The sequence below is a fragment of the Serratia sp. PL17 genome (assembly GCF_017832355.1).
Lineage (GTDB): Bacteria > Pseudomonadota > Gammaproteobacteria > Enterobacterales > Enterobacteriaceae > Serratia.
The window spans coordinates 358620-379359 of record NZ_JAFIBY010000005.1 but is presented as its reverse complement, the minus strand read 5'-3'; the positions used below and the strand labels follow the sequence as shown (position 1 = coordinate 379359).

The following is a 20740-nucleotide window of genomic DNA, read 5'->3' as shown; positions in this document are numbered from 1 at the left end:
GATGATTAACATGTTGTTTTCAACAAAAATACATCTCAAAAACACATAATTTTAGTAAGGTAATAAAAAGTTGCGCAAATTCGGGCGTGGAAAATGACAGCAGGCATACTGATCGCAGCCGCCGGACGTGGAGAACGTTTCTCCCAGGCCGGTGGCGAAGGCAATAAATTAAATGCTGCGTTTGTGGATGGTGCGGGTCAACAACGCTCGCTGTTTGAACAAACGCTGCGTCAGGCACTGGCTTCTGGCCTGCCGGTATGGGTAGTCACGCGACCGGATAACGTGCAAGTACAACAGATCTGCGCCACTTATCAGGTTGCGACCACGCTGCTCGCCAGCCCGGGTCTTGGCGATTCCATCGCCGCGGGCGTTAATGCAACGCCCCACTGGCAGGGCTGGTTGATACATTTGGCGGATATGCCGTTCGTTACACCCACCGTTTTCCAACGGGTGGCCAGCGCCCTGCAGCAACACGCCATTGTTCGCCCCATTTTCCAGCAGCAACCGGGTCATCCGGTCGGTTTTTCCGCTCTATTGCGCAAACAACTGTGCCAATTGCGTGGTGATAATGGGGCACGAGAGCTAGTTAAAGGGCAACCGGTGCATCTGCTTCCTGTTGAACAACCCGCTGTCGTGCAGGATATTGATCTTCCGTCGCAGCTCCCCGTCAGCGAGTAAATCATCTATGCAACATCTCGATATCAGCGTGGTCAGCCAGGCGATAAACTGGCTGAAACAGCAACCGGTGTGGCTGTGCACCGTACTGAATACTTATGGCTCCTCGCCACGCTCGCCGGGAGCATTACTGGCGGCAACCCAAGATGGACATTATTGCGGTTCGCTGTCAGGCGGCTGTGTGGAAGAGGATTTTCTTCGGCGTGTGGCGGCTGGAGAGTATCAGGCGGCCAGCCAGGTGATCCGCTACGGCGAAGGGGGACTGGAACCGAACGTCGCGCTGCCCTGTGGCGGCGTGTTGGAAGTGTTGATTGAATACTTACCGGCCGGTGATGAGAGTATTGACTATCTGACTACCATTGCCGGTGCTCTCAACGGGCACCACGCGTTGATTAAACGACTGACCTTACCTGATGCTTGCAACGGCCTGACACTGACCGATTTTGCCAGCGCCACCCAAGTCGAGCGCCGTGGCCCGCACATCACTTTGCATATCGCTGCAGCCCCGCGTTTACTGATCGCCGGGTTATCCAGCGTGGCCCTGTATTGCGCCGACTTCGCCAGTTCATTGGGTTTTGAAGTGCTGGTCTGTGAAAACCGCCCAGATGCGCTGGATAATTTTGCCGCGCAGCTCAGACCCAACGTCACCTTGTTGCGCCAGTTCCCGGCCAAATTTATTGAAGATGGCGGCTGTCATGCCAATACCGCGATTGTGGCGCTAACGCACGATCCGCGCATGGACGACCTGACGCTGATGGAAGCGATTCACACCCCCGCCTTTTACATTGGTGCCATGGGTTCATTGCGTAACAGTGCGCGACGCCGCCAGCGTCTGCAGCAAATTGCCGAGTTCAGCCCACAAGAATTGGAGCGTATACATGCCCCGATCGGTCTGCCGCTCGGCAGTAAAACCCCGGCGGAAATTGCGCTGGCGGTAATGGCCGATATTGTGCAACAAAAAAACCGCACGCCTGACGTTCGGTCACTCAGCCCAGGGGCGTCACTGGCACCAGATGCTGGAGCTCAAGATGCAGCTCCTCCTGCTCATTCAGCGAATAGTTGAACATCGTAATGTCTGGCCCTTCACGACGGGCCAGGCCGAGCTCCGGTAATGCCTGGGTATAGATTTGTACGACATGATCGTGCAAGGCAACAGGCTTGCCGGAGTAGAAAAATCGGCAATAATCGCCGTAAATTTCAGGCAGCGGCTCAAGACCTGCATCCTCGCTGACGGGGTAGTCCGCTGCAACACCGAGAACATACTCGACCCTGACCTGTTCACCATCCGGAATAAACTCGGTGAGTGCATAGGTCAACGCCGGCCGACTAGCCACCGACGCATAGAATCTCTCTCTGAGCTTACTGCGGATATGCAGATGCGATTTATCCAGATCGGCAATGTCCAGATGGTAAGTATAACTTTTGCCTCGGATCGCATACTGGCCTTTGGCGACCTTGATGCAGTCCACTTGGATGTCACCCGGTTGACTGACCGACAATGAACGCACCAAATGGCTGAAATCCTGCTTGCGGGCATGGCGGTAAACACTGGGGGATTCAGCAAAGTGCTTCTTGAAGCAACGAGAGAAAGTCTGTTGGTTATCAAATTGATATTCAATTGAAATATCAAGAATGCTTTTGCGTGTGAAACGTAAGGCGAAGGCGGCAAGATACAAACGACGAGCGCGAATATAGGAGGCCAGCGACAGGTTGGTTTGCGTTTTGAACATTCGCTGCAGATACCATTTCGAGTAGCCTGATTTGGCAGAAACGATATCCAATGACAGTGGGTTAGTCAGGTTGTCTTCAATCCAGACCAGCAACTCCCTGATATGATTTTCCTGCGTTTCCATGTGTTTGCCGAACCTTCTATTCCAAATATGCCTTTACGCGAGTGATACTGCTTAGCGCGTAGGTTATACAGGTTAAAAGGTGGCGTCCAGCAGGCTACAGGACTTTACACATGAACCCCACAAGCAGGAAACCTACCGCCCGGCGTCGGGCGGTAGGTCTTTAGAGGGGGGTTATTTCACGCAGCGTGAACATTGGCCGGCCTGGATCTTCTGGAAGAAGTCATTGCCTTTATCATCGACCAGAATAAACGCCGGGAAATCTTCCACTTCGATTTTCCAGATCGCTTCCATCCCCAACTCCGGGTATTCGACACAGGTCAGGCTCTTGATGCTCTGCTGCGCCAATACCGCTGCTGGGCCACCGATACTGCCGAGATAGAAGCCACCGTGCTTGTTACAAGCGTCGGTCACCTGTTGGCTACGGTTACCTTTCGCCAGCATAATCATACTGCCACCGTGGGACTGCAGCAGATCAACGTACGAGTCCATACGCCCAGCGGTTGTCGGCCCCAGCGAACCCGATGCGTAGCCGTCCGGCGTTTTGGCCGGGCCAGCATAGTAAATCGGGTGATCCTTCACGTACTGCGGCAAGCCTTCACCCTTGTCCAGGCGCTCTTTCAATTTGGCGTGTGCAATATCACGGCCCACGATAATGGTGCCACTCAGTGACAAACGGGTGGATACCGGGTATTGCGACAGCTGTTTGAGGATCTCGGCCATTGGGCGGTTAAGATCGATTTTAATCGCCTCACCTTCCCCGGCCTGACGCAGTTCCTGTGGAATAAACTTGCCCGGGTTATGCTCCAGTTTCTCCAGCCAGATGCCGTCACGGTTGATCTTGCCTTTGATATTACGGTCCGCGGAACAGGAAACCCCCATGCCCACCGGGCAGGATGCGCCATGACGCGGCAGACGTACCACGCGGATGTCGTGCGCAAAGTATTTGCCACCAAACTGGGCGCCTAACCCGAGGTTCTGCGCTTCTTTCAGCAATTCGGCTTCCAACGCCACATCGCGGAACGCCTGGCCGTGTTCGTTACCTTCGGTCGGTAGCCCGTCGTAGTACTTGGTGGACGCCAGCTTCACGGTTTTCAACGTTGCCTCGGCAGACGTCCCGCCGATAACAAACGCGACGTGATAAGGCGGGCAAGCCGCGGTACCCAACGTGCGCATTTTCTCAACCAAATAGTCCTTCAACTTGCCCGGTGACAGCAGCGCTTTGGTTTCTTGGTAAAGATAGGTTTTGTTGGCTGAACCACCGCCCTTGGCGATGCACAGGAATTTATATTCTTCACCGTCGACGCTGTAGAGATCAATCTGCGCTGGCAGGTTGCTGCCGGTGTTGACCTCGTTGTACATATCCAGCGCGGCGTTTTGCGAATAACGCAGGTTGTCTTCAATAAAGGTGTTATACACCCCGCGTGACAATGCGGCTTCATCACCACCGCCAGTCCAGACACGTTGGCCCTTTTTGCCGACGATAATGGCCGTCCCGGTGTCCTGACAGGTCGGTAAAATACCCTTGGCGGCGATTTCTGAGTTACGCAGAAATTGCAGCGCAACGTACTTGTCGTTTTCGCTGGCGTCCGGATCTTTGAGAATATCGGCAACCTGCTGCTGGTGCGCTGGGCGCAGCATGAATGAGGCGTCATGGAACGCATGTTGAGCAAGGAGGGTTAACGCTTCGGGGGCTACTTTCAGGACTTCCTGGCCTTCAAACTCGCTCACGGAAACGTGATCGCGGCTCAACAGATAGTATTCGGTATCGTCTTTCTTCAGCGGGAACGGATCTTGATAATGGAACGGTTTATTCGACATTGATCTCTCACTTGCAACATCAGCTGCGTTAAATTCACACTTACTCAGCCAGCTCGGGGCAGGCCGCGTCAAAAAACTCCCCATACCTTACGTATTTTTAATCAGTCGGTTATTGCGCTAAATCGCATAATAACCCCCTGCTTTGTAGGGGCAGCGTATACTGCGCCCGCGTCAATCGGGACGAATATAGGCGTCCCCAACGGGTACAGACTCAGCATGTACGGTTTATTATCCCGCAGTTAACACATTGATTACAATCCATCAGCGTCGATCGGGTTATCAATGCGGTGAAAAACCTGCTTGCAACTGCACATCTTGCCAGCCGATGCGCCATTGCTTAAGCTAGCGGCAATGAACAAAGTAAGAATCCCCATTGCGCTACAACAAGCGGTGATGCGCTGCCTGCGAGAAAAATTGCAGTTGGCCCGTCAGCACTTTTCCGTCGAGTTTCCGGAGCCTAAAGTCGTTTACCAACAGCGCGGCACCAGCGCGGGTACGGCCTGGCTACAGGCTTGGGAAATCAGGCTAAACCCCATATTGCTGATGGAAAACCAACAGGCGTTTATCGACGAAGTGGTGCCCCATGAACTGGCACACCTGTTGGTATTTCGCCAGTTTGGTCGCGTCCCTCCTCACGGCAATAAATGGCGTTGGATGATGGAAAGCGTCTTGCAGGTCCCTGCCAGCCGTACTCATCAATTTGAGATTGCCTCAGTACAGAGCAAAACCTTCCCCTACCTGTGCCGTTGCCAACAGCACCAGCTCACTGTGCGTCGCCATAATCGGGTGCTGCGTGGAGAGAGTGAATACCGCTGCCGTCAGTGCGGCGAAAAGCTGAGATTTATCGCTAACGATCCGCTTTAATGAAACGATTTATACGTTAAAACAAGTAAATATCGCCATTTGCCACTGCCTTAAACTTCCGTTACCCTGCCTGCTTTTCCAATTTTGAGCTGTTTTGGAATATGCTTCGCAAAATTTTGTTTATGGTGGTTCTCACTGCCGGTGCCGCACAGGCCCACGGCATCAATAACTTTTCTCAGGCCAAAACGGCGGCGGCTAAAATTAACCAGGACGCGCCGGGCTCATTCTACTGCGGCTGCCGGATCGACTGGCAGGGCAAGAAAGGCATTCCCGATCTGAACAGTTGCGGCTATCAGGCGCGTAAAAATGCCCAGCGCGCGCAGCGTATCGAATGGGAACATGTGGTACCCGCCTGGCAATTCGGTCACCAATTACAGTGCTGGCAGCAGGGTGGCCGTAAAAACTGTAATAAGGATGCTGGCTACCGACAAATCGAGACCGACCTGCACAACCTGCAGCCCGCGATAGGTGAAGTGAATGGCGATCGTAACAACTTCATGTACAGCCAGTGGAAAGGAGGGGAAGGCCAATATGGCCAGTGTCCGATGAAAGTGGACTTCAAAAACAAACAGGCCGAACCGCCCGCCCGCGCCCGCGGTGCCATCGCTCGTACTTACTTCTATATGCGCGATCGCTATCAACTGCAGCTTTCACGCCAACAGACCCAGCTTTTTGACGTGTGGAACCGTCAATATCCGGTAAGCCAGTGGGAATGCCTGCGCGAGGCACGCATCGCTAAGGTGCAGGGCAATCATAATCCCTATATTCAACAGGCTTGCCAGCAACGAAACGGCTAACTCCGTTCGTACTTAAAGCTGCCGCGGTGTTGACTGCATGAGCTTACGTGGCCCATCCGTGGGCCACGCCCCTAAAGGGGCCGCTGCAAGCGGCGTTCAAATCTGCTCCCGGCAGATTTGTATCCCGAATCACTTACCTCAGTAAGCTCATCGGGATGAGCTCACTTGCCGCCTTGCTGCAGCTTCAATTACTTTGGGTATATACTCTTTTTTTTTAAGCTGCAGCACTGATGACTGCACATTAGTCAGGATCGAATATTTCTATGCGTATACCCCGCATTTATCACCCGCAGTCGTTGAACGATCATGCGGAAGTCGCGTTGAGCGAAGACGCAGCCAACCACATCGGGCGTGTACTGCGTATGAGCGCTGGCCAAGCGCTGCAGCTCTTTGATGGCAGCAACCAGGTGTTTGACGCCGAGATCACCCAGGTCGATAAAAAAAACGTGCTGGTGCGACTCGGTGCCGGCCAACAGGAAGACCGTGAATCGCCGCTCAATCTGCATCTGGGCCAGGTGATTTCTCGCGGTGAGAAGATGGAATTCACCATTCAGAAATCCATCGAGCTTGGCGTCAATGTCATCACTCCGCTGTTTTCCGAGCGCTGCGGTGTGAAGCTGGATGGTGAACGCCTGGCGAAAAAAATTCAGCAATGGCAGAAGATCGCCATCGCCGCCTGCGAGCAGTGCGGCCGTAACCGTATTCCGGAAATTCGCGAAGCTATGAAACTGGAAGACTGGTGCGCCGAGCAAGATGGCAGCCTGAAACTTAACCTGCATCCGCGCGCCAGCCACAGTATCAATACGTTGCCGCTGCCGGTGGAACATGTCCGCCTGCTGATCGGGCCGGAAGGCGGTTTATCCGCCGACGAAATTGCGATGACCACAGGCCACGGATTTACTGATATCCTGCTGGGGCCACGCGTTCTGCGTACAGAAACCACAGCGCTCACCGCGATTACCGCTTTGCAGGTACGTTTCGGTGATCTGGGTTAAAGGAGAAAAGATGATTAAGCTCGGCATCGTGATGGACCCTATCGCCTCCATCAACATCAAGAAAGACACCAGCTTCGCCATGCTGCTCGAAGCGCAGCGTCGTGGCTGGGAACTGCACTACATGGAAATGGACGATCTCTATCTTCACGCCGGTGACGGCCGCGCCCGCACTCGCCTGCTGAGCGTAAAGGAAGATAAAGAGAGTTGGTTCAGCTTTGGCAGCGAGCAAGATCTGGCGCTGCAGGATCTGGACGTGATCCTGATGCGTAAAGACCCGCCTTTCGATACCGAATACATCTATGCGACCTACATTCTGGAACGCGCAGAGGTTAAAGGCACGCTGGTGGTCAACAAGCCGCAAAGCCTGCGCGACTGCAACGAAAAGATGTTCACCGCCTGGTTCCCTGAACTGACGCCGGATACCTTGGTCAGTCGCAGCGCAGCGCACATCCGCAAATTCCATCAGCAGCATGGCGATATCATCCTCAAACCGCTGGATGGCATGGGTGGCGCGTCGATCTTCCGCGTAAAACAAGACGACCCTAACCTGTCGGTCATTATCGAAACCCTGACCGAACACGGTAGCCGTTTCTGCATGGCGCAAAACTTCCTGCCGGCCATCAAGGAAGGTGATAAACGCATTCTGGTGGTTGATGGGGAGCCGGTACCTTACTGCCTGGCGCGCATTCCCGCACAGGGCGAAACCCGTGGCAACCTGGCCGCAGGTGGCCGTGGCGAAGCTCGCCCGTTGAGCGAAAGCGACTGGAAAATCGCACGTGCGGTGGCGCCAACCCTGAAAGAAAAAGGGCTGATCTTTGTTGGCCTGGACGTGATCGGTGATCGCCTGACCGAAATCAACGTCACCAGCCCAACCTGTGCACGGGAAATCGAAGCCGCCTTCCCGGTGTCGATTACCGGCATGCTGATGGACGCGATAGAAAAACGTCTGGCGGCAAAATAATCGCAGTGCGGGCGATACCGTCGCCCGCCATTCTGGCTTCACGGGCCGGCTCGCTCGGCCCGCATCAAGCAAGCTGCGGCTTGAAAGGCGATGGGTATGACCGCATACTGGCGGTTGTTTAACTTCTCACCAATCAATTACCTTAAATAACACCATGAATTTACAGCACCATTTTCTTATCGCTATGCCATCACTTCAGGATCCTCGCTTCAAACGCTCGGTAATTTATGTCTGCGAGCACAATGAAGACGGCGCCATGGGCCTGGTGATCAATAAACCGATGGAACAGTTCACGGTGGGAACGGTGCTGAGCAAACTGAAGATCATGCCACAGGCGCGTGATCCGGCCATCAGCCTGGATAAACCCGTATTTGCCGGTGGCCCGCTGGCGGACGATCGCGGCTTTATCCTGCATACCCCTTGTGAGGGCTTCGGTTCAAGCATTCAGATCTCACCAGAAACCATGATCACCACGTCGAAAGACGTACTGGAGACGCTGGGCACCGCAGACCAACCCGATGACGTGCTGGTAGCGCTCGGTTATGCCGGCTGGGAAAAGGGGCAGCTGGAACAGGAAGTGCTGGAAAACGCCTGGCTGACCATTGAAGCCGACGCCAACATTCTGTTCCATACGCCAATCGCCAACCGCTGGCGCGAGGCAGCTAACCGCCTCGGTATCGACATTTGTAGCATTGCCAACCACGCAGGACACGCTTGATGACCAACCGCACCATTATCGCCTTCGACTTCGGCACCAAAAGCATTGGAGCTGCCATCGGGCAGGAGCTCACCGGCAGCGCCCGTGCACTGGCGGCGTTCAAAGCCCAAGAGGGTAAGCCGGACTGGCAAAAGATCGAGAAACTGCTGAAAGAGTGGCAACCTGATCTGGTCGTCGTCGGCCTCCCGCTGAACATGGACGGCACGGAGCAGCTGGTCACAGAGCAAGCACGCAAGTTCGCCAACCGCTTGCATGGCCGCTTTGGCGTACAGATCGCGCTGCATGATGAACGCCTCAGTACTGTCGAAGCCCGTGCTAATCTGTTCGATCGCGGCGGCTTCCGCGCGCTGGACAAGGGCAGCGTGGACTCTGCTTCCGCCGTCGTGATCCTGGAAAGCTGGTTTGAGCGGCAATTGGGTTAATCGCCTCCTGAGACGAAAGCGTTCTCTTCCCCACTCAGTAATCCGGCGCTGATCCGCTGTTGCAAACCCTGTTCAAACGTCTGCATGCCAAACTGCCCACCCGTTTGCAGCACGTTGGCCAGTTGATGGGTTTTGCCTTCGCGGATCATGCTGCTGACTGCCGCAGTTACCGTTAACACTTCAAAAATAGCCACACGCCCGCCGCCCAGCCTGCTCAATAGCTTTTGGGCAATCACCGCCTGCAAACTGCCAGCCAACTGGGTACGCACATAAGGCTTTTCCTCCGCCGGGAAAACATCCACCAGCCGATCGATCGCCTGCGGCGCGCTGCGGGTATGTAAGGTTGCCAGTACCAGATGACCGGTCTCCGCGGCAGTCAGCGCCAGACGTATTGTGGCGGTATCACGCAATTCGCCCAGTAAAATCACATCAGGATCTTCACGCAGTGCGGCGCGCAATGCGTCGTCAAAACTGTGGCTATCGCGGCCCAATTCCCGCTGTTGGATTAAACACTTCTGGCTACAGTGGATAAACTCGATAGGATCCTCCACCGTGAGGATATGCCGCCGCTGGTGCTGATTAATGTTGTCAATCATCGCCGCAAGCGTGGTCGATTTGCCGCTGCCCGTCGCCCCCGTCACCAGAATCAAACCGTCCTCCCGCCGCAATAGCGCCGGGATAATGTCGGGTGCTGCGAGAGCTGCCAACGTTGGACAGCGATCGGCAATGAGCCGTAAGGCAATGGAAATGCCCTGACGTTGCAAAAAGAAATTGGCACGCAGCCGGATACCGCCCGACAGAGAAAGTGCCAGATCGAGCTGGCCCTGCTGTTGCAACTGCTGGCACTGCGCCGGTTGCAACAGCATGCTGCACAGCAAATGCATACTCGCCTCGGTGAGCATTTCCGCCCCTTCCAAGGGCTGCAGATCGCCATCAATGCGCAACATCGGTCGATGACCGGTACAAAGGTGCAGATCCGAAGCATTATGCTTTACACTAAGGGCCACGAATTCATCGATATCCATATCAATCTCCTGGGTCAATAATGAGCACTATCCAACAGAATCTGCAGGATGTCAGAAACCGCATTGCCGCGGCCGCTCAAGGCTGCGCTCGCGCTCCAGAAGAAGTGACGCTGCTTGCAGTGAGCAAAACCAAACCTGTGGCGGCGATCGCAGAAGCCATCGCGGCAGGCCAGCGCGCCTTTGGCGAGAACTATGTTCAGGAAGGCGTGGATAAGGTTCAACATTTCTCCGCACTACCAGAAGGTGCAACGCTGGATTGGCACTTTATCGGCCCACTGCAATCCAACAAGAGTCGGCTGGTGGCAGAACACTTTGCCTGGTGCCACACCGTCGATCGGTTGCGTATCGCCCTACGTTTGAGCGATCAACGCCCGGCTGACATGCCGCCGCTTAACGTGCTGATCCAAATAAATATCAGCGATGAACAGAGTAAATCTGGCATTGTACTGGCTGAATTGCCGGCACTGGCTGAGGCGGTTGCCGCCCTGCCGAATATCAAGCTGCGCGGGCTGATGGCCATCCCCGCTCCGCAAGAGGATTACCAGAGCCAGTTGGCGGTGTTCGGGCAAATGCGTGAGGCCTTTCTGGCCCTGCAACAGCAGTATCCCCAGGTGGACACGCTGTCGATGGGCATGACCGATGACATGGCGGCGGCGATTGCCGCTGGCAGCACCCTGGTGCGTATTGGCACCGCAATTTTTGGCGCCCGTGATTATTCACAGGCCTAATATGCCCCTTGGCTTTCACGTTGCCGTCCTACGGCCGGCTTGAAAGACGACGGGTATACACACAGATGAGGGGTTTTAATGCAACACCGTAAGATTACCTTTATTGGTGCCGGTAATATGGCACGCGCTATCATCGCCGGCCTGGTTGCCGGGGGTTACCCCGCCACATCCATCAGCGTCTGCGCACCCTCGGCCAAAAACCGTGACGCGTTGGCGGCAGACTACGGCATCATCAGCAGTGGCGATAACCTTGCCTGCGCACGCACTGCCGATGTCGTGGTGCTGGCGGTAAAACCGCAAATGATGGCGGACGTGTGTCAGCCCCTGCACGATCAGATCGATTTCAGCGGCAAACTGGTGTTGTCCATCGCTGCGGGTATTCAGGTCAGCCGTTTTTACCAGCTGCTGGGGGATAAACTTAACATCGTGCGCATCATGCCGAACACCCCATCATTGGTAGGCAAAGGCATGAGTGGCCTGTATGCGCCACAGCACGTTAGCCAGCAGGACCGCGACTACACCAGCGATTTGATGGCATCCGTCGGTAAGGTTTGTTGGGTGGATGACGAAAACGGCATCAATAGCGTCATCGCCGCAGCGGGCAGCGCACCGGCGTATTTCTTCCTGTTTATGGAAGCGATGCAACAGGAAGCCGAACGTATGGGCTTTGACAGCCAAACCGCCCGCAACCTGGTACAACAGGCCGCTTCTGGCGCCGCCGCACTGGTCGAAGCCAACCCGGATACGCCATTGTCGACTTTGCGTGAACAGGTCACCTCCAAAGGCGGCACCACCGCCGAGGCGTTACGGGTGTTCAACGAACAACAACTGCCGGCCACCGTGGCCAAAGCCATGCAAGCGGCAGTATCCCGCGCGCAGGAAATGGAAAAATCATTTTAAATAATCGAGAGTTAAGGAGAAGGGCTACTACATGCTAACGCTGACTTTTTTGGTCAAAACCGTTGTCGATCTTTACGTCATGGTACTGCTGCTGCGCATCTGGATGCAGTGGACACGCGCTGACTTTTACAACCCATTCGCACAGTTTGTCGTGAAGATCACCCAGCCGGTGGTTGGCCCACTGCGCCGTATCATCCCGTCACTTGGGCCAATCGACAGCGCCTCGCTGCTGTTGGCATTCTTGCTGATGACTATCAAGTACCCGCTGCTGTTGCTCATTCAAGGCGGCGCAATGTCACTCAGCCCATATAACCTGCTGTTTGGCCTGATCTCGCTGGTGAAGTCGGCTGGTTACCTGATCTTCTGGGTAATGATTATCCGTGCGCTGATGAGCTGGATCAGCCAGGGCCGCAGCCCAATCGATCAGTTGATGTATCAACTGACTGAGCCTTTAATGTCCCCTATCCGCCGTATTCTGCCGGCGATGGGCGGCATCGATTTCTCAGCGATGGTCGTGATCCTGATCTTGTATCTGATCAATTACCTGGGCATGGATGTGTTCGGCGAGATCTGGTTCCTGCTGTGAGTGCTGTTACTCCGGTGCTGGACGGGCTGGCTATCAGGCTATATATTCAGCCAAAAGCCAGCCGCGACCAGATTATCGGTTTGCATGGCGACGAACTTAAAGTCGCCATTACCGCCCCGCCGGTAGACGGCCAGGCCAACGCTCATTTGATCAAATTTCTTGCCAAGCAGTTCAATGTGGCGAAAAGCAACGTCACCATCGAGAAAGGCGAACTGGGGCGGCATAAACAGTTACGCATCGTTAATCCGCAACAGATCCCCGCCGTGGTCGCGGCGCTATACACAAAGTAGCTGAATCAGCAGCAAGGCCGCTGCGGCTTCAGCTACGCAGAGCATCATCGAATCATTTTCAAGGTAGTCACTATGCAAAAAGTCGTTCTTGCCACCGGTAACCCGGGCAAAGTGCGTGAACTCGCCGACCTGCTGGCCGATTTCGGGCTGAATGTGGTCGCACAAACCGAGCTGGGCGTGGATTCCGCAGAGGAAACCGGCCTGACCTTCATCGAAAACGCGATCCTGAAAGCACGCCATGCCGCGCAAATCACCGGCCTGCCGGCGATTGCCGACGACTCGGGCCTGGCTGTCGACGCGCTGGGCGGTGCACCAGGCATCTATTCTGCGCGCTACGCGGGCGTTGACGCTTCTGACCAGCAAAACCTCGACAAACTCCTGGTTGCGCTGAAAGACGTGCCGCAGGGCAGTCGCGGTGCACAGTTCCACTGCGTACTGGTGTATATGCGCCATGCGGAAGATCCCACGCCGTTGGTATTCCACGGTAGCTGGGCCGGCGAGATCACCTTTGCCGCCGCAGGTGAAGGCGGCTTCGGTTACGATCCCATCTTCTATGTCCCGGAACTGGGCCGTACTGCAGCGGAGCTGAGCCGTGATGAGAAACGTGCAGTATCCCACCGTGGTAAAGCGCTGAAACTGATGCTGGAAGCAATGCGTAATGCTTAAGTTGCCCCCGCTGAGTTTGTACATTCATATCCCGTGGTGCGTGCAGAAATGCCCGTACTGCGACTTCAACTCGCATGCGTTGAAGGGTGAAGTACCGCATCAAGAATATGTCGATCACGTGCTGGCAGATCTGGATGCCGATCTGCCATTGGTTGCCGGCCGCGAAATCAGTACCATTTTTATCGGCGGCGGTACCCCTAGCCTGCTCAGTGCCGAAGCGATGCAATCCCTGCTGGACGGTGTCCGGGCACGTATTCACGTGGTTGAGGGTGCCGAGATCACCATGGAGGCTAACCCCGGTACCGTAGAGGCCGATCGCTTCAGCGGCTACCAGCGCGCCGGTGTGAACCGCATTTCTATCGGCGTGCAAAGCTTCAGCGCCGAGAAGTTAACCCGTCTGGGGCGGATTCACGGCCCGGAAGAGGCCAAACGCGCGGCACACCTGGCCACCGGTCTCGGGCTGCGCAGTTTTAACCTTGATTTGATGCACGGCCTGCCGGATCAGTCATTGGAAGAGGCGCTGGACGATTTGCGCCAGGCGATAGCCCTTAATCCGCCGCATCTGTCATGGTATCAACTGACCATCGAACCCAATACGCTGTTCAGCTCACGTCCACCGGTATTGCCGGATGACGACGCGTTGTGGGACATTTTCGAGCGCGGCCACGCGTTACTGAGCGCCGCCGGTTACCAGCAATATGAAACCTCGGCCTATGCCAAGCCAGGCTATCAGTGCCAACACAACCTCAACTATTGGCGCTTTGGCGACTATTTGGGGATTGGTTGTGGTGCACACGGTAAAGTGACCTTCAGCGACGGCCGTATTCTGCGCACCGCGAAGACCAAGCACCCGCGCGGTTTTATGCAGGGCAAGTATATGGACAAGCAGCATGAGGTGACGGCGGCCGATCGGCCGTTCGAATTCTTCATGAACCGTTTCCGCTTGCTGGAAGCCGCGCCGCGAGCCGAATTCGTCAACTACACCGGGCTGGATGAAAGCACCATCCGTGCGCCCCTGGATGAAGCATTGGCGAAAGGCTATCTGGAAGAAACGCCGGAGTATTGGCAAATCACCGAGAAAGGCAAACTGTTCCTTAACTCGCTGCTGGAGTTGTTCCTGGCAGATGAATAGAAAAAAGCGCTGAATGTTCAGCGCTTTTTTTATTCATTCAACGGGCCTGTTTCTCAGGCCGCCTGATGGGGGCGATGTGTCACATCGCCACGCCCCTTTAGCAAACCCTCAACGGAAATATCTTCATCCAACGCATCCCAATGGATCCCACAAGCACTCAACTCATAGCAAACGCGTTGTTCATCCGTTGCATTCAGCAACCGGGGGAACCATGTTAGCGGAACACCGATAATCCTGGCATCGCTCAGCTCCACCCACATTGTCACCTCATCAAAGCTGACAGCTTTAGCTGAAATACTCATTCCAGGCCTCCAAAAATAGCGACTGGTGATCTTCAATAATTCCAGTTAACTCTTTTAATACTCTGGAATTAAACCCATCATTGCGTGCCAATTGCACAACCGGCGTCAACCAGAACTTGGCTTCCGTCCCCGCGTCTCTGACATGAATATGAGCAGGTTCTAACGGATCGCCTTCATTTGAGTAAAAGAAAAACTTATACCCTTTAAAACGAAATATCACTGGCATCAATGCAAAATCCTTTTGGCAATTGATTATAGTTTAGCCAGTTTGTCAGATAATCGTCAGTAGATCAAAAAGCGCTCAAGCGGCGATAAAGCTAATGTTACTTCAACGCCTTCAACAGGTCTTTACGCTGAGTTTCCAGACCAGTAACACGGTTACACACGTCACGGCCAAAGTTCTGGAAGTCCTGCTCTTGGTTGTTCCATTCATTCTGAATCGCTTTCTGTAGGCCACCCAGATTACCCATGATCGCCTGCAACGGGTTACCGCCACTGTTGGCAGCCTGTTTGACGCCCATCTCATTCAGGCTGTCTTGCAACACACCGCCCATGCTCTGCTGCACGAGATTACGGCCATCCTGCTCAACCTGATCAATCGCCTTGTGGTGGAAGGTCAGGCCGTCGCTGCGGTGCTCGATGATACGGTTCATTTGCTGCTTGAGCTGCCCATTCAGGGTGGTCAGGCGGTTGCGCACGTTACTGTCGCTACCCAACTCCTTCACAATGACCTTGTCCAGCGCCACTCGCGCTTTCTCCAGGTGTTGCTGCGCACCTTTATCGATCCACGGCAATTCTTTGCGCAGTGCGCTCTGATAGCTGAACGCCTTTTGGCGCTGGCTGTCATTTATGCTCAAGGCCTGGCCGTTGCGGGTAACATCACCATCAGGTGAAATCTGCAGATTGCCACTGGCGCCCGTCACCTGCACATTTTGCGGGCTGATAATCACGTCGTCCTGAGGTTTAACACTGCACTGATACTCGGCATGTGCCTGTGAAGCCGTCAACAGCAACAAGGCTAGCCCGGTTTTCTTTAACATATTTTCTCCTGACGCCCTTCCGTGATGGGCTAAAAAATCGAACGGCTAATCCGTTGAGACAACAGTTCCAGTGCCGCAGTTCCCGCCAATGAGTTACCGGAGGCATCCAGCTCCGGTGACCAGACTGCGATCGACAGCTCATCGGGAACAATGGCGACAATGCCGCCGCCGACGCCAGATTTGCCCGGCATACCCACACGGTAAGCAAACTCCCCTGCGCCGTCGTACATACCGCTGGTCATCATCAGCGCATTAATCTGCCGCGCCTGCAATGGGCTGATCACTTCACGCCCCCGAAGGTCGCGACCATGATTGGCCAGGTAAACAAAGCTGCGTGCCAGCTCTACGCAACTCATTCGCAGCGCACAGTAGTGAAAATACGTTTGCAGCACGGTGAGCACGTCGTTCTCGAAATTACCGAATGATTTCATCAGATAGGCTATTGCGGCATTGCGATCCGAGTGCTCAAACTCGGAACGTGCCACCCGCGCGTCATAGGCCAGGTCATCTTCACCGGCCAGTTGGCGCACCACTTCCAGCATGCGCTGTTTGGGGGCGCTGAGCCGGGTTTGCAGCATGTCGCACACCACCAGCGCACCGGGGTTAATAAACGGATTGCGCGGTTTACCCTGCTCCATCTCCAGCTGCAACAACGAGTTGAACGGCAGGCCGGAAGGCTCTTTGCCGACCCGCTGCCAGATTTCATGTTCCTGATAGCGCGCCAGTGCCAGCGTCAGGCTCAGCACCTTAGAAATAGACTGAATAGAGAAGCGCTCGGTGGCGTTACCCGCCTGGAACATTTCACCGTCGACAGTGCAAATGGCAATGGCCAAGCGATCAGCAGCCACTTCCGCCAACGCAGGAATGTAATCCGCCACTTTGCCCTGGCCAATCAGCGGGCGCACCTGTTGCAGAATGTCATCCAGCAACGCGTTATCCAATGTAGTTACCACCGCGGTCACACTCCGGGTCTCCCTTCATCTTTCAAGCCGCCGCGTTGTTGGCTGCGTTTCATCGCCAGATCACTTACCTGAGTAAGCTCCCGAGGACTCACAAACTTGCCGCCTAGCTGCAACTTGAAATATTTTGGGCATAAAACAAAGGCGCCGTTAAGGCACCTTAAAATCAATAAGCCTAGCGCGGCACCGGGCCGCGCCGATCGGGCAGGGAAAATCAGTCCCACCAGATATCGAACAGATCGCTGACCTTAACGTCGGACAGTTTACGCGCTTCCAGCCATTTTTTGACCAGTTCGCGCTGTTCGTCGGTGCAGTGACCAATAGTTTGCAGGCAGATCAAACCTTCCCACTGCAGGTAGCCGCTACCGTCAAACGCCATGCCGTTCGGCTCGATCACTTCATCAATGAAAGCGTCCAGCGTGCCGTCGATATCTTCAACCGAAGTGCCTTCGGCAAAACGCCATGCTACGGAGAAACCCAGCTCCTGAAACTCTTCAATGTGTAACTTTTTACGTAAACGACGACTGCGGTTCTTAGCCATTATTCTTTCCTCTCAAACATCAAATCCCAAACGCCATGTCCCAGACGCTGGCCACGTAATTCAAATTTTGTCAGTGGGCGTGAATCCGGACGCGGCACATAATCATTATCGCTGGAAAGATTACGGTAGCCTGAGATCCCGTTCATAACCTCTAACATATGTTCTGCATAAGGCTGCCAGTCGGTAGCCATGTGGAACACGCCGCCAACTTTCAGTTTACGACGCACCAATTCAACAAACGGCGTCTGTACGATGCGGCGCTTGTTATGGCGCGCTTTGTGCCACGGATCGGGGAAAAACAGCTGAACCATGTCCAGCGAACCGTCCGGGATCATATTCTCCAACACCTCAACCGCGTCGTGACACATTACGCGCAGGTTGCTCAATTCCGCTTCGGTGGCGTCGGCCAAGCACGCGCCCACGCCCGGCGAATGTACTTCAATCCCCAAGAAGTTCTGCTGCGGGTTATTGCCCGCCATGGTCACCAGAGAGGCGCCCATACCAAAACCGATCTCCAGCACGGTTGGCGCATCGCGCCCGAACAGTGCTGCGATGTCGACAGGTTCAGCCTGATACTCCACGCCCATCACCGGCCAATAGTGGTCCAGCGCGTGCTGCTGGCCTTTGGTCAGCCGCCCCTGGCGGCGAACAAAACTGCGGATACGGCGCATAGCGCGGCCGTTCTCATCAAATTCCGGGGAGATGACGTCATTAATCATAGTGCTTTCTGTCTGTTTGGCTGCTAATTAGGGAAACGCGCATTATGCAAAGATACATTGGTTTAGCAAGTGTTCATCTTATGTACCTGCCGTGCGACGTCGGAAAGTTCCGGTTTACAGCATCATGACTCTATGCTGCAATCGCGCTTCATTTTCTGCCGGATATCGAATCTGCTTATGATGCAAGCACAACAGTTCGCACAGGTGGTGCTTGACTGGTACCAACGCTACGGCCGCAAAACCTTGCCGTGGCAGTTGGATAAAACCGCCTATCAAGTATGGCTCTCTGAGGTCATGTTGCAACAAACTCAGGTTGCCACCGTGATCCCTTACTTTCAGCGCTTTATCGCCCGTTTTCCCAACGTGCGTGCTCTGGCAGAGGCGCCGCTGGACGAAGTGCTGCATCTGTGGACCGGCCTGGGCTACTACGCCCGAGCGCGTAACCTGCACAAGGCTGCGCAGACTATTGTCGCACAGCACGGCGGCGAGTTCCCGACAACCTTTGAAGAAATCCACGCGCTGCCCGGAATCGGCCGTTCAACCGCTGGGGCAGTGCTGTCGTTGGCACTCGGCCAACATTACCCGATCCTCGACGGCAACGTGAAACGCGTGTTGGCACGCTGCTATGCGGTTGAAGGCTGGCCGGGCAAGAAGGACGTCGAAAACCGTCTGTGGCAGATCAGTGAAAATGTTACCCCAGCCCAAGGCGTCGGCCAGTTCAATCAGGCGATGATGGATCTGGGTGCGATGGTCTGCACCCGCTCCAAGCCCAAATGCGAGCTATGCCCGCTCAGCCTGGGCTGTATCGCCTATGCCAATCACAGCTGGGCGAAATACCCGGGTAAGAAACCCAAGCAGACTTTACCGGAAAAAACGGCCTACTTTTTATTGTTGCAGCAGGGCGAACAAGCCTGGTTGGAACAACGGCCGGCCGTTGGGCTGTGGGGAGGCCTATTCTGCTTCCCGCAGTTCAGCGAACGTGAAGAGATGGAACTCTGGCTGCAACAACGCGGTCTGAAAAACAATCGCCAGCAACAGTTGACCGCATTTCGCCATACTTTCAGTCATTTCCATCTCGATATTGTGCCGATATGGCTGGAAATGGACGACGCAGGCAGCAGCATGGATGAGGGTGCCGGTCTCTGGTATAACTTAGCGCAGCCGCCATCGGTCGGGCTGGCAGCGCCGGTTGACCGTCTGTTACAACAGCTGGCAAAACAGTCACCGCGCCAGCAGGATTAATACCCTAAAGACGTCGAAAGTATGACGGGTTTATTTGGCGATAGCGCCATTGATGAGGAATTAGCATGAGCAGAACCATTTTTTGTACCTTCCTGCAGCGTGATGCCGAAGGGCAGGACTTCCAGCTTTATCCTGGGGACGTCGGCAAACGTATCTATAACGAGATCTCGAAAGAAGCCTGGGCAGAATGGATGAAAAAACAAACCATGCTGATCAACGAGAAGAAGCTGAACATGATGAACGTGGATGATCGCAAACTGCTGGAAGCGGAAATGATCAAGTTCCTGTTCGAAGGGCATGACGTGCACATCGAAGGCTATACGCCGCCAAGCGAATAACGCTGTTGGGGCCAGGCGCTGGCCCTCTTCAATACCTTAAATTCTTCTCGTATACGGCTTTTATTTTAGATGAAGAAAATTTTAGCTTTGCTAGTGATAGCGCCTTTGCTGATTTCTTGTTCCAGCAAAAAAAGTGAAGACGTCAACGAAGCCTGGGTCAAAGACACCAATGGCTTTGAGATCCTGATGGGGCAGTTCGCCCACAACATTGAGAATATCTGGGGTCTGAACGAAGTTCTGATCGCCGGGCCAAAAGATTACGTTAAATATACCGACCAGTATCAAACCCGTAGCCACATTAACTTTGATTCTGGTGCCATCACTATTGAAACCATCGCCACCACCGATCCTGCTGCACACCTGCGTCAGGCGATTATCAGCACCTTGCTGATGGGTGACGATCCGGGTTCTATCGATCTCTATTCCGACGTCAACGATATCCAGATCAGTAAAGAGCCGTTCCTGTACGGCCAGGTGCTGGATAACAAAGGCGCGCCGATCCGTTGGGAATGGCGTGCGGCGCACTTTGCTGACTACCTGTTGCAGACCAAACTGCAAAAACGCACCTCCGGCCTGCACGTGATTTACTCAATCACCATCCAGTTGGTACCAAACCACCTGGACAAACGTGCGCATAAATACCTGCCAATGGTCCGTAAAGCGTCGGAAAAATACGGTGTTGAAGAATCACTGATCCTGGCCATCATGCAGACAGAATCAAGCTTTAACCCGTATGCGGTAAGCGGTTCGGATGCACTCGGCCTGATGCAGGTGGTACAACACACCGCCGGTAAAGACGTGTTCCAGATGCGCGGGAAATGGGGTACGCCAAGCCGCAGCTACCTGTTCGATCCAGAGAACAACATCGACACCGGTACTGCCTATTTGGCCATTTTGCAGAACAACTATTTGGGCGGCATCCAGAACCCAACCTCACGCCGCTATGCCGTTATCACCGCCTATAACGGTGGCGCAGGCAGCGTATTGCGGGTGTTCTCCAGCGACAGGACGCGCGCGGTGGGTATCATCAATGGCATGCAGCCGGGCGACGTCTACCAGACGTTGACGACCAAGCATCCAGCCGGTGAATCACGCCGCTACCTGGTAAAAGTGAACAACGCGCAGAAGAGCTATCGACGCCGTTAATCACCTTGGTCAGGGCGGCCTGT

The 20740-nt window shown here is 54.7% G+C and carries 25 protein-coding genes and 1 pseudogene; 17 read left to right on the top strand and 9 right to left on the bottom strand.

The annotated features are described in order from the left end of the window. Positions 1-93: 93 nt before the first annotated feature. Together JOE25_RS18080 and JOE25_RS18075 are read left to right on the top strand one after the other, a co-directional pair. A complete protein-coding gene (locus tag JOE25_RS18080; protein ID WP_209637512.1) occupies positions 94-678 on the top strand; it encodes a nucleotidyltransferase family protein in 585 nt (194 codons plus the stop codon). Positions 679-685: 7 nt separating this feature from the next. Next, complete coding sequence (locus tag JOE25_RS18075) at positions 686-1738, top strand: XdhC family protein (RefSeq protein WP_209637510.1); 1053 nt, start codon at positions 686-688, stop codon at positions 1736-1738. Here the strand turns inward: JOE25_RS18075 and JOE25_RS18070 are convergent. Both JOE25_RS18070 and fumA read right to left on the bottom strand, forming a co-directional pair. After that, positions 1662-2528 (bottom strand): helix-turn-helix domain-containing protein, encoded by an 867-nt coding sequence (locus JOE25_RS18070; protein ID WP_209637507.1) that lies wholly within the window; start codon positions 2526-2528, stop codon positions 1662-1664. The two genes, JOE25_RS18075 and JOE25_RS18070, sit on opposite strands and share 77 nt — an antisense overlap. Before the next feature lie 171 nt (positions 2529-2699). Beyond that, the gene (gene fumA, locus JOE25_RS18065; RefSeq protein WP_209637505.1) at positions 2700-4346 is read right to left on the bottom strand and encodes a class I fumarate hydratase FumA; all 1647 of its coding nucleotides are present in this window, start codon (positions 4344-4346) and stop codon (positions 2700-2702) included. A 351-nt stretch (positions 4347-4697) separates the two neighbouring features. On the opposite strand from fumA, the gene JOE25_RS18060 reads away from it, so the two are divergent. The 6 genes from JOE25_RS18060 to ruvX all read left to right on the top strand — a co-directional run bounded on the left by JOE25_RS18060 (position 4698) and on the right by ruvX (position 9103). Next, positions 4698-5210, top strand: a complete 513-nt coding sequence (locus tag JOE25_RS18060) for a SprT family zinc-dependent metalloprotease (RefSeq protein ID WP_209637503.1) — start codon at positions 4698-4700, stop codon at positions 5208-5210. A 101-nt stretch (positions 5211-5311) separates the two neighbouring features. Beyond that, positions 5312-6007 (top strand): deoxyribonuclease I, encoded by a 696-nt coding sequence (gene endA, locus JOE25_RS18055; RefSeq protein ID WP_209637501.1) that lies wholly within the window; start codon positions 5312-5314, stop codon positions 6005-6007. A 263-nt stretch (positions 6008-6270) separates the two neighbouring features. After that, positions 6271-7002 carry a 16S rRNA (uracil(1498)-N(3))-methyltransferase gene (rsmE, locus tag JOE25_RS18050; protein ID WP_209637499.1) on the top strand — a complete coding sequence of 244 codons (732 nt, stop codon included), beginning with the start codon at positions 6271-6273 and terminating at the stop codon, positions 7000-7002. A 10-nt stretch (positions 7003-7012) separates the two neighbouring features. Continuing rightward, positions 7013-7963, top strand: coding sequence for a glutathione synthase (gshB, locus tag JOE25_RS18045; RefSeq protein ID WP_209637497.1), 951 nt, complete (start codon positions 7013-7015; stop codon positions 7961-7963). A gap of 154 nt (positions 7964-8117) precedes the next feature. Beyond that, positions 8118-8681 (top strand): YqgE/AlgH family protein, encoded by a 564-nt coding sequence (locus JOE25_RS18040; RefSeq protein ID WP_209637495.1) that lies wholly within the window; start codon positions 8118-8120, stop codon positions 8679-8681. Beyond that, entirely contained in the window at positions 8681-9103 is a 423-nt protein-coding gene (ruvX, locus tag JOE25_RS18035; protein WP_037416753.1) for a Holliday junction resolvase RuvX, read from the top strand. The genes JOE25_RS18040 and ruvX overlap by 1 nt, the downstream gene beginning before the upstream one ends. Here the strand turns inward: ruvX and JOE25_RS18030 are convergent. Then, positions 9100-10128 (bottom strand): type IV pilus twitching motility protein PilT, encoded by a 1029-nt coding sequence (locus JOE25_RS18030; protein ID WP_209637493.1) that lies wholly within the window; start codon positions 10126-10128, stop codon positions 9100-9102. The genes ruvX and JOE25_RS18030 overlap by 4 nt on opposite strands. 20 nt (positions 10129-10148) lie before the next feature. Between JOE25_RS18030 and JOE25_RS18025 the strand changes: the two genes are divergently transcribed. The 6 genes from JOE25_RS18025 to hemW all read left to right on the top strand — a co-directional run bounded on the left by JOE25_RS18025 (position 10149) and on the right by hemW (position 14430). After that, entirely contained in the window at positions 10149-10856 is a 708-nt protein-coding gene (locus tag JOE25_RS18025) for a YggS family pyridoxal phosphate-dependent enzyme (RefSeq protein WP_209637491.1), read from the top strand. Between the two features lie 78 nt (positions 10857-10934). Next, positions 10935-11756, top strand: coding sequence for a pyrroline-5-carboxylate reductase (proC, locus tag JOE25_RS18020; RefSeq protein WP_209637489.1), 822 nt, complete (start codon positions 10935-10937; stop codon positions 11754-11756). A gap of 31 nt (positions 11757-11787) precedes the next feature. Continuing rightward, the gene (locus tag JOE25_RS18015) at positions 11788-12342 is read left to right on the top strand and encodes a YggT family protein (protein ID WP_209637487.1); all 555 of its coding nucleotides are present in this window, start codon (positions 11788-11790) and stop codon (positions 12340-12342) included. Continuing rightward, positions 12339-12632: a DUF167 family protein YggU gene (gene yggU, locus JOE25_RS18010; RefSeq protein WP_209637484.1), complete on the top strand. Its 294-nt coding sequence runs from the start codon at positions 12339-12341 to the stop codon at positions 12630-12632. The genes JOE25_RS18015 and yggU overlap by 4 nt, the downstream gene beginning before the upstream one ends. A gap of 72 nt (positions 12633-12704) precedes the next feature. After that, on the top strand, positions 12705-13298 hold the full coding sequence (locus JOE25_RS18005; RefSeq protein WP_209637482.1) for an XTP/dITP diphosphatase: 594 nt from the start codon (positions 12705-12707) through the stop codon (positions 13296-13298). Next, positions 13291-14430 (top strand): radical SAM family heme chaperone HemW, encoded by a 1140-nt coding sequence (hemW, locus tag JOE25_RS18000; protein WP_209637480.1) that lies wholly within the window; start codon positions 13291-13293, stop codon positions 14428-14430. The genes JOE25_RS18005 and hemW overlap by 8 nt, the downstream gene beginning before the upstream one ends. A gap of 53 nt (positions 14431-14483) precedes the next feature. On the opposite strand, the gene JOE25_RS17995 is transcribed toward hemW, so the two are convergent. The 6 genes from JOE25_RS17995 to trmB form a co-directional block, all read right to left on the bottom strand. Then, positions 14484-14732, bottom strand: coding sequence for a DUF2442 domain-containing protein (locus JOE25_RS17995; protein ID WP_209637478.1), 249 nt, complete (start codon positions 14730-14732; stop codon positions 14484-14486). After that, entirely contained in the window at positions 14716-14958 is a 243-nt protein-coding gene (locus JOE25_RS17990; protein WP_006327907.1) for a DUF4160 domain-containing protein, read from the bottom strand. The genes JOE25_RS17995 and JOE25_RS17990 overlap by 17 nt, the downstream gene beginning before the upstream one ends. Before the next feature lie 97 nt (positions 14959-15055). Continuing rightward, entirely contained in the window at positions 15056-15772 is a 717-nt protein-coding gene (locus JOE25_RS17985; RefSeq protein ID WP_209637477.1) for a DUF2884 domain-containing protein, read from the bottom strand. Between the two features lie 29 nt (positions 15773-15801). Then, the gene (gene glsB / locus JOE25_RS17980; protein ID WP_209637645.1) at positions 15802-16725 is read right to left on the bottom strand and encodes a glutaminase B; all 924 of its coding nucleotides are present in this window, start codon (positions 16723-16725) and stop codon (positions 15802-15804) included. Positions 16726-16945: 220 nt separating this feature from the next. Continuing rightward, positions 16946-17272 carry a YggL family protein gene (locus JOE25_RS17975; protein ID WP_135318011.1) on the bottom strand — a complete coding sequence of 109 codons (327 nt, stop codon included), beginning with the start codon at positions 17270-17272 and terminating at the stop codon, positions 16946-16948. Next, positions 17272-17991: a tRNA (guanosine(46)-N7)-methyltransferase TrmB gene (trmB, locus tag JOE25_RS17970; protein ID WP_209637475.1), complete on the bottom strand. Its 720-nt coding sequence runs from the start codon at positions 17989-17991 to the stop codon at positions 17272-17274. The genes JOE25_RS17975 and trmB overlap by 1 nt, the downstream gene beginning before the upstream one ends. Positions 17992-18123: 132 nt before the next feature. Here trmB and mutY point away from each other — a divergent pair. The 3 genes and pseudogenes from mutY (at position 18124) to mltC (ending at position 20717) form a co-directional block, all read left to right on the top strand. Beyond that, positions 18124-19302 (top strand): annotated as a pseudogene (gene mutY, locus JOE25_RS17965) (A/G-specific adenine glycosylase). Then, entirely contained in the window at positions 19299-19571 is a 273-nt protein-coding gene (locus JOE25_RS17960) for an oxidative damage protection protein (protein ID WP_061807913.1), read from the top strand. Before mutY ends, JOE25_RS17960 begins: the two are co-directional and overlap by 4 nt. Before the next feature lie 69 nt (positions 19572-19640). Further along, entirely contained in the window at positions 19641-20717 is a 1077-nt protein-coding gene (gene mltC, locus JOE25_RS17955) for a membrane-bound lytic murein transglycosylase MltC (RefSeq protein ID WP_209637472.1), read from the top strand. The last annotated feature ends 23 nt before the right edge of the window (positions 20718-20740 follow it).

Coding starts and splice junctions, on each gene's coding strand:
- JOE25_RS18040 (WP_209637495.1), top strand. CDS start 8,118: ATGAATTTACAGCACCATTTTCTTATCGCTATGCCATCACTTCAGGAT.
- endA (WP_209637501.1), top strand. CDS start 5,312: ATGCTTCGCAAAATTTTGTTTATGGTGGTTCTCACTGCCGGTGCCGCA.
- JOE25_RS18015 (WP_209637487.1), top strand. CDS start 11,788: ATGCTAACGCTGACTTTTTTGGTCAAAACCGTTGTCGATCTTTACGTC.
- JOE25_RS17990 (WP_006327907.1), bottom strand. CDS start 14,958: ATGCCAGTGATATTTCGTTTTAAAGGGTATAAGTTTTTCTTTTACTCA.
- JOE25_RS18030 (WP_209637493.1), bottom strand. CDS start 10,128: ATGGATATCGATGAATTCGTGGCCCTTAGTGTAAAGCATAATGCTTCG.
- JOE25_RS18070 (WP_209637507.1), bottom strand. CDS start 2,528: ATGGAAACGCAGGAAAATCATATCAGGGAGTTGCTGGTCTGGATTGAA.
- rsmE (WP_209637499.1), top strand. CDS start 6,271: ATGCGTATACCCCGCATTTATCACCCGCAGTCGTTGAACGATCATGCG.
- fumA (WP_209637505.1), bottom strand. CDS start 4,346: ATGTCGAATAAACCGTTCCATTATCAAGATCCGTTCCCGCTGAAGAAA.
- JOE25_RS18025 (WP_209637491.1), top strand. CDS start 10,149: ATGAGCACTATCCAACAGAATCTGCAGGATGTCAGAAACCGCATTGCC.
- hemW (WP_209637480.1), top strand. CDS start 13,291: ATGCTTAAGTTGCCCCCGCTGAGTTTGTACATTCATATCCCGTGGTGC.
- JOE25_RS17975 (WP_135318011.1), bottom strand. CDS start 17,272: ATGGCTAAGAACCGCAGTCGTCGTTTACGTAAAAAGTTACACATTGAA.
- trmB (WP_209637475.1), bottom strand. CDS start 17,991: ATGATTAATGACGTCATCTCCCCGGAATTTGATGAGAACGGCCGCGCT.
- JOE25_RS17985 (WP_209637477.1), bottom strand. CDS start 15,772: ATGTTAAAGAAAACCGGGCTAGCCTTGTTGCTGTTGACGGCTTCACAG.
- JOE25_RS18080 (WP_209637512.1), top strand. CDS start 94: ATGACAGCAGGCATACTGATCGCAGCCGCCGGACGTGGAGAACGTTTC.
- proC (WP_209637489.1), top strand. CDS start 10,935: ATGCAACACCGTAAGATTACCTTTATTGGTGCCGGTAATATGGCACGC.
- JOE25_RS18075 (WP_209637510.1), top strand. CDS start 686: ATGCAACATCTCGATATCAGCGTGGTCAGCCAGGCGATAAACTGGCTG.
- JOE25_RS18060 (WP_209637503.1), top strand. CDS start 4,698: ATGAACAAAGTAAGAATCCCCATTGCGCTACAACAAGCGGTGATGCGC.
- JOE25_RS17995 (WP_209637478.1), bottom strand. CDS start 14,732: ATGAGTATTTCAGCTAAAGCTGTCAGCTTTGATGAGGTGACAATGTGG.
- ruvX (WP_037416753.1), top strand. CDS start 8,681: ATGACCAACCGCACCATTATCGCCTTCGACTTCGGCACCAAAAGCATT.
- JOE25_RS18005 (WP_209637482.1), top strand. CDS start 12,705: ATGCAAAAAGTCGTTCTTGCCACCGGTAACCCGGGCAAAGTGCGTGAA.
- gshB (WP_209637497.1), top strand. CDS start 7,013: ATGATTAAGCTCGGCATCGTGATGGACCCTATCGCCTCCATCAACATC.
- JOE25_RS17960 (WP_061807913.1), top strand. CDS start 19,299: ATGAGCAGAACCATTTTTTGTACCTTCCTGCAGCGTGATGCCGAAGGG.
- mltC (WP_209637472.1), top strand. CDS start 19,641: ATGAAGAAAATTTTAGCTTTGCTAGTGATAGCGCCTTTGCTGATTTCT.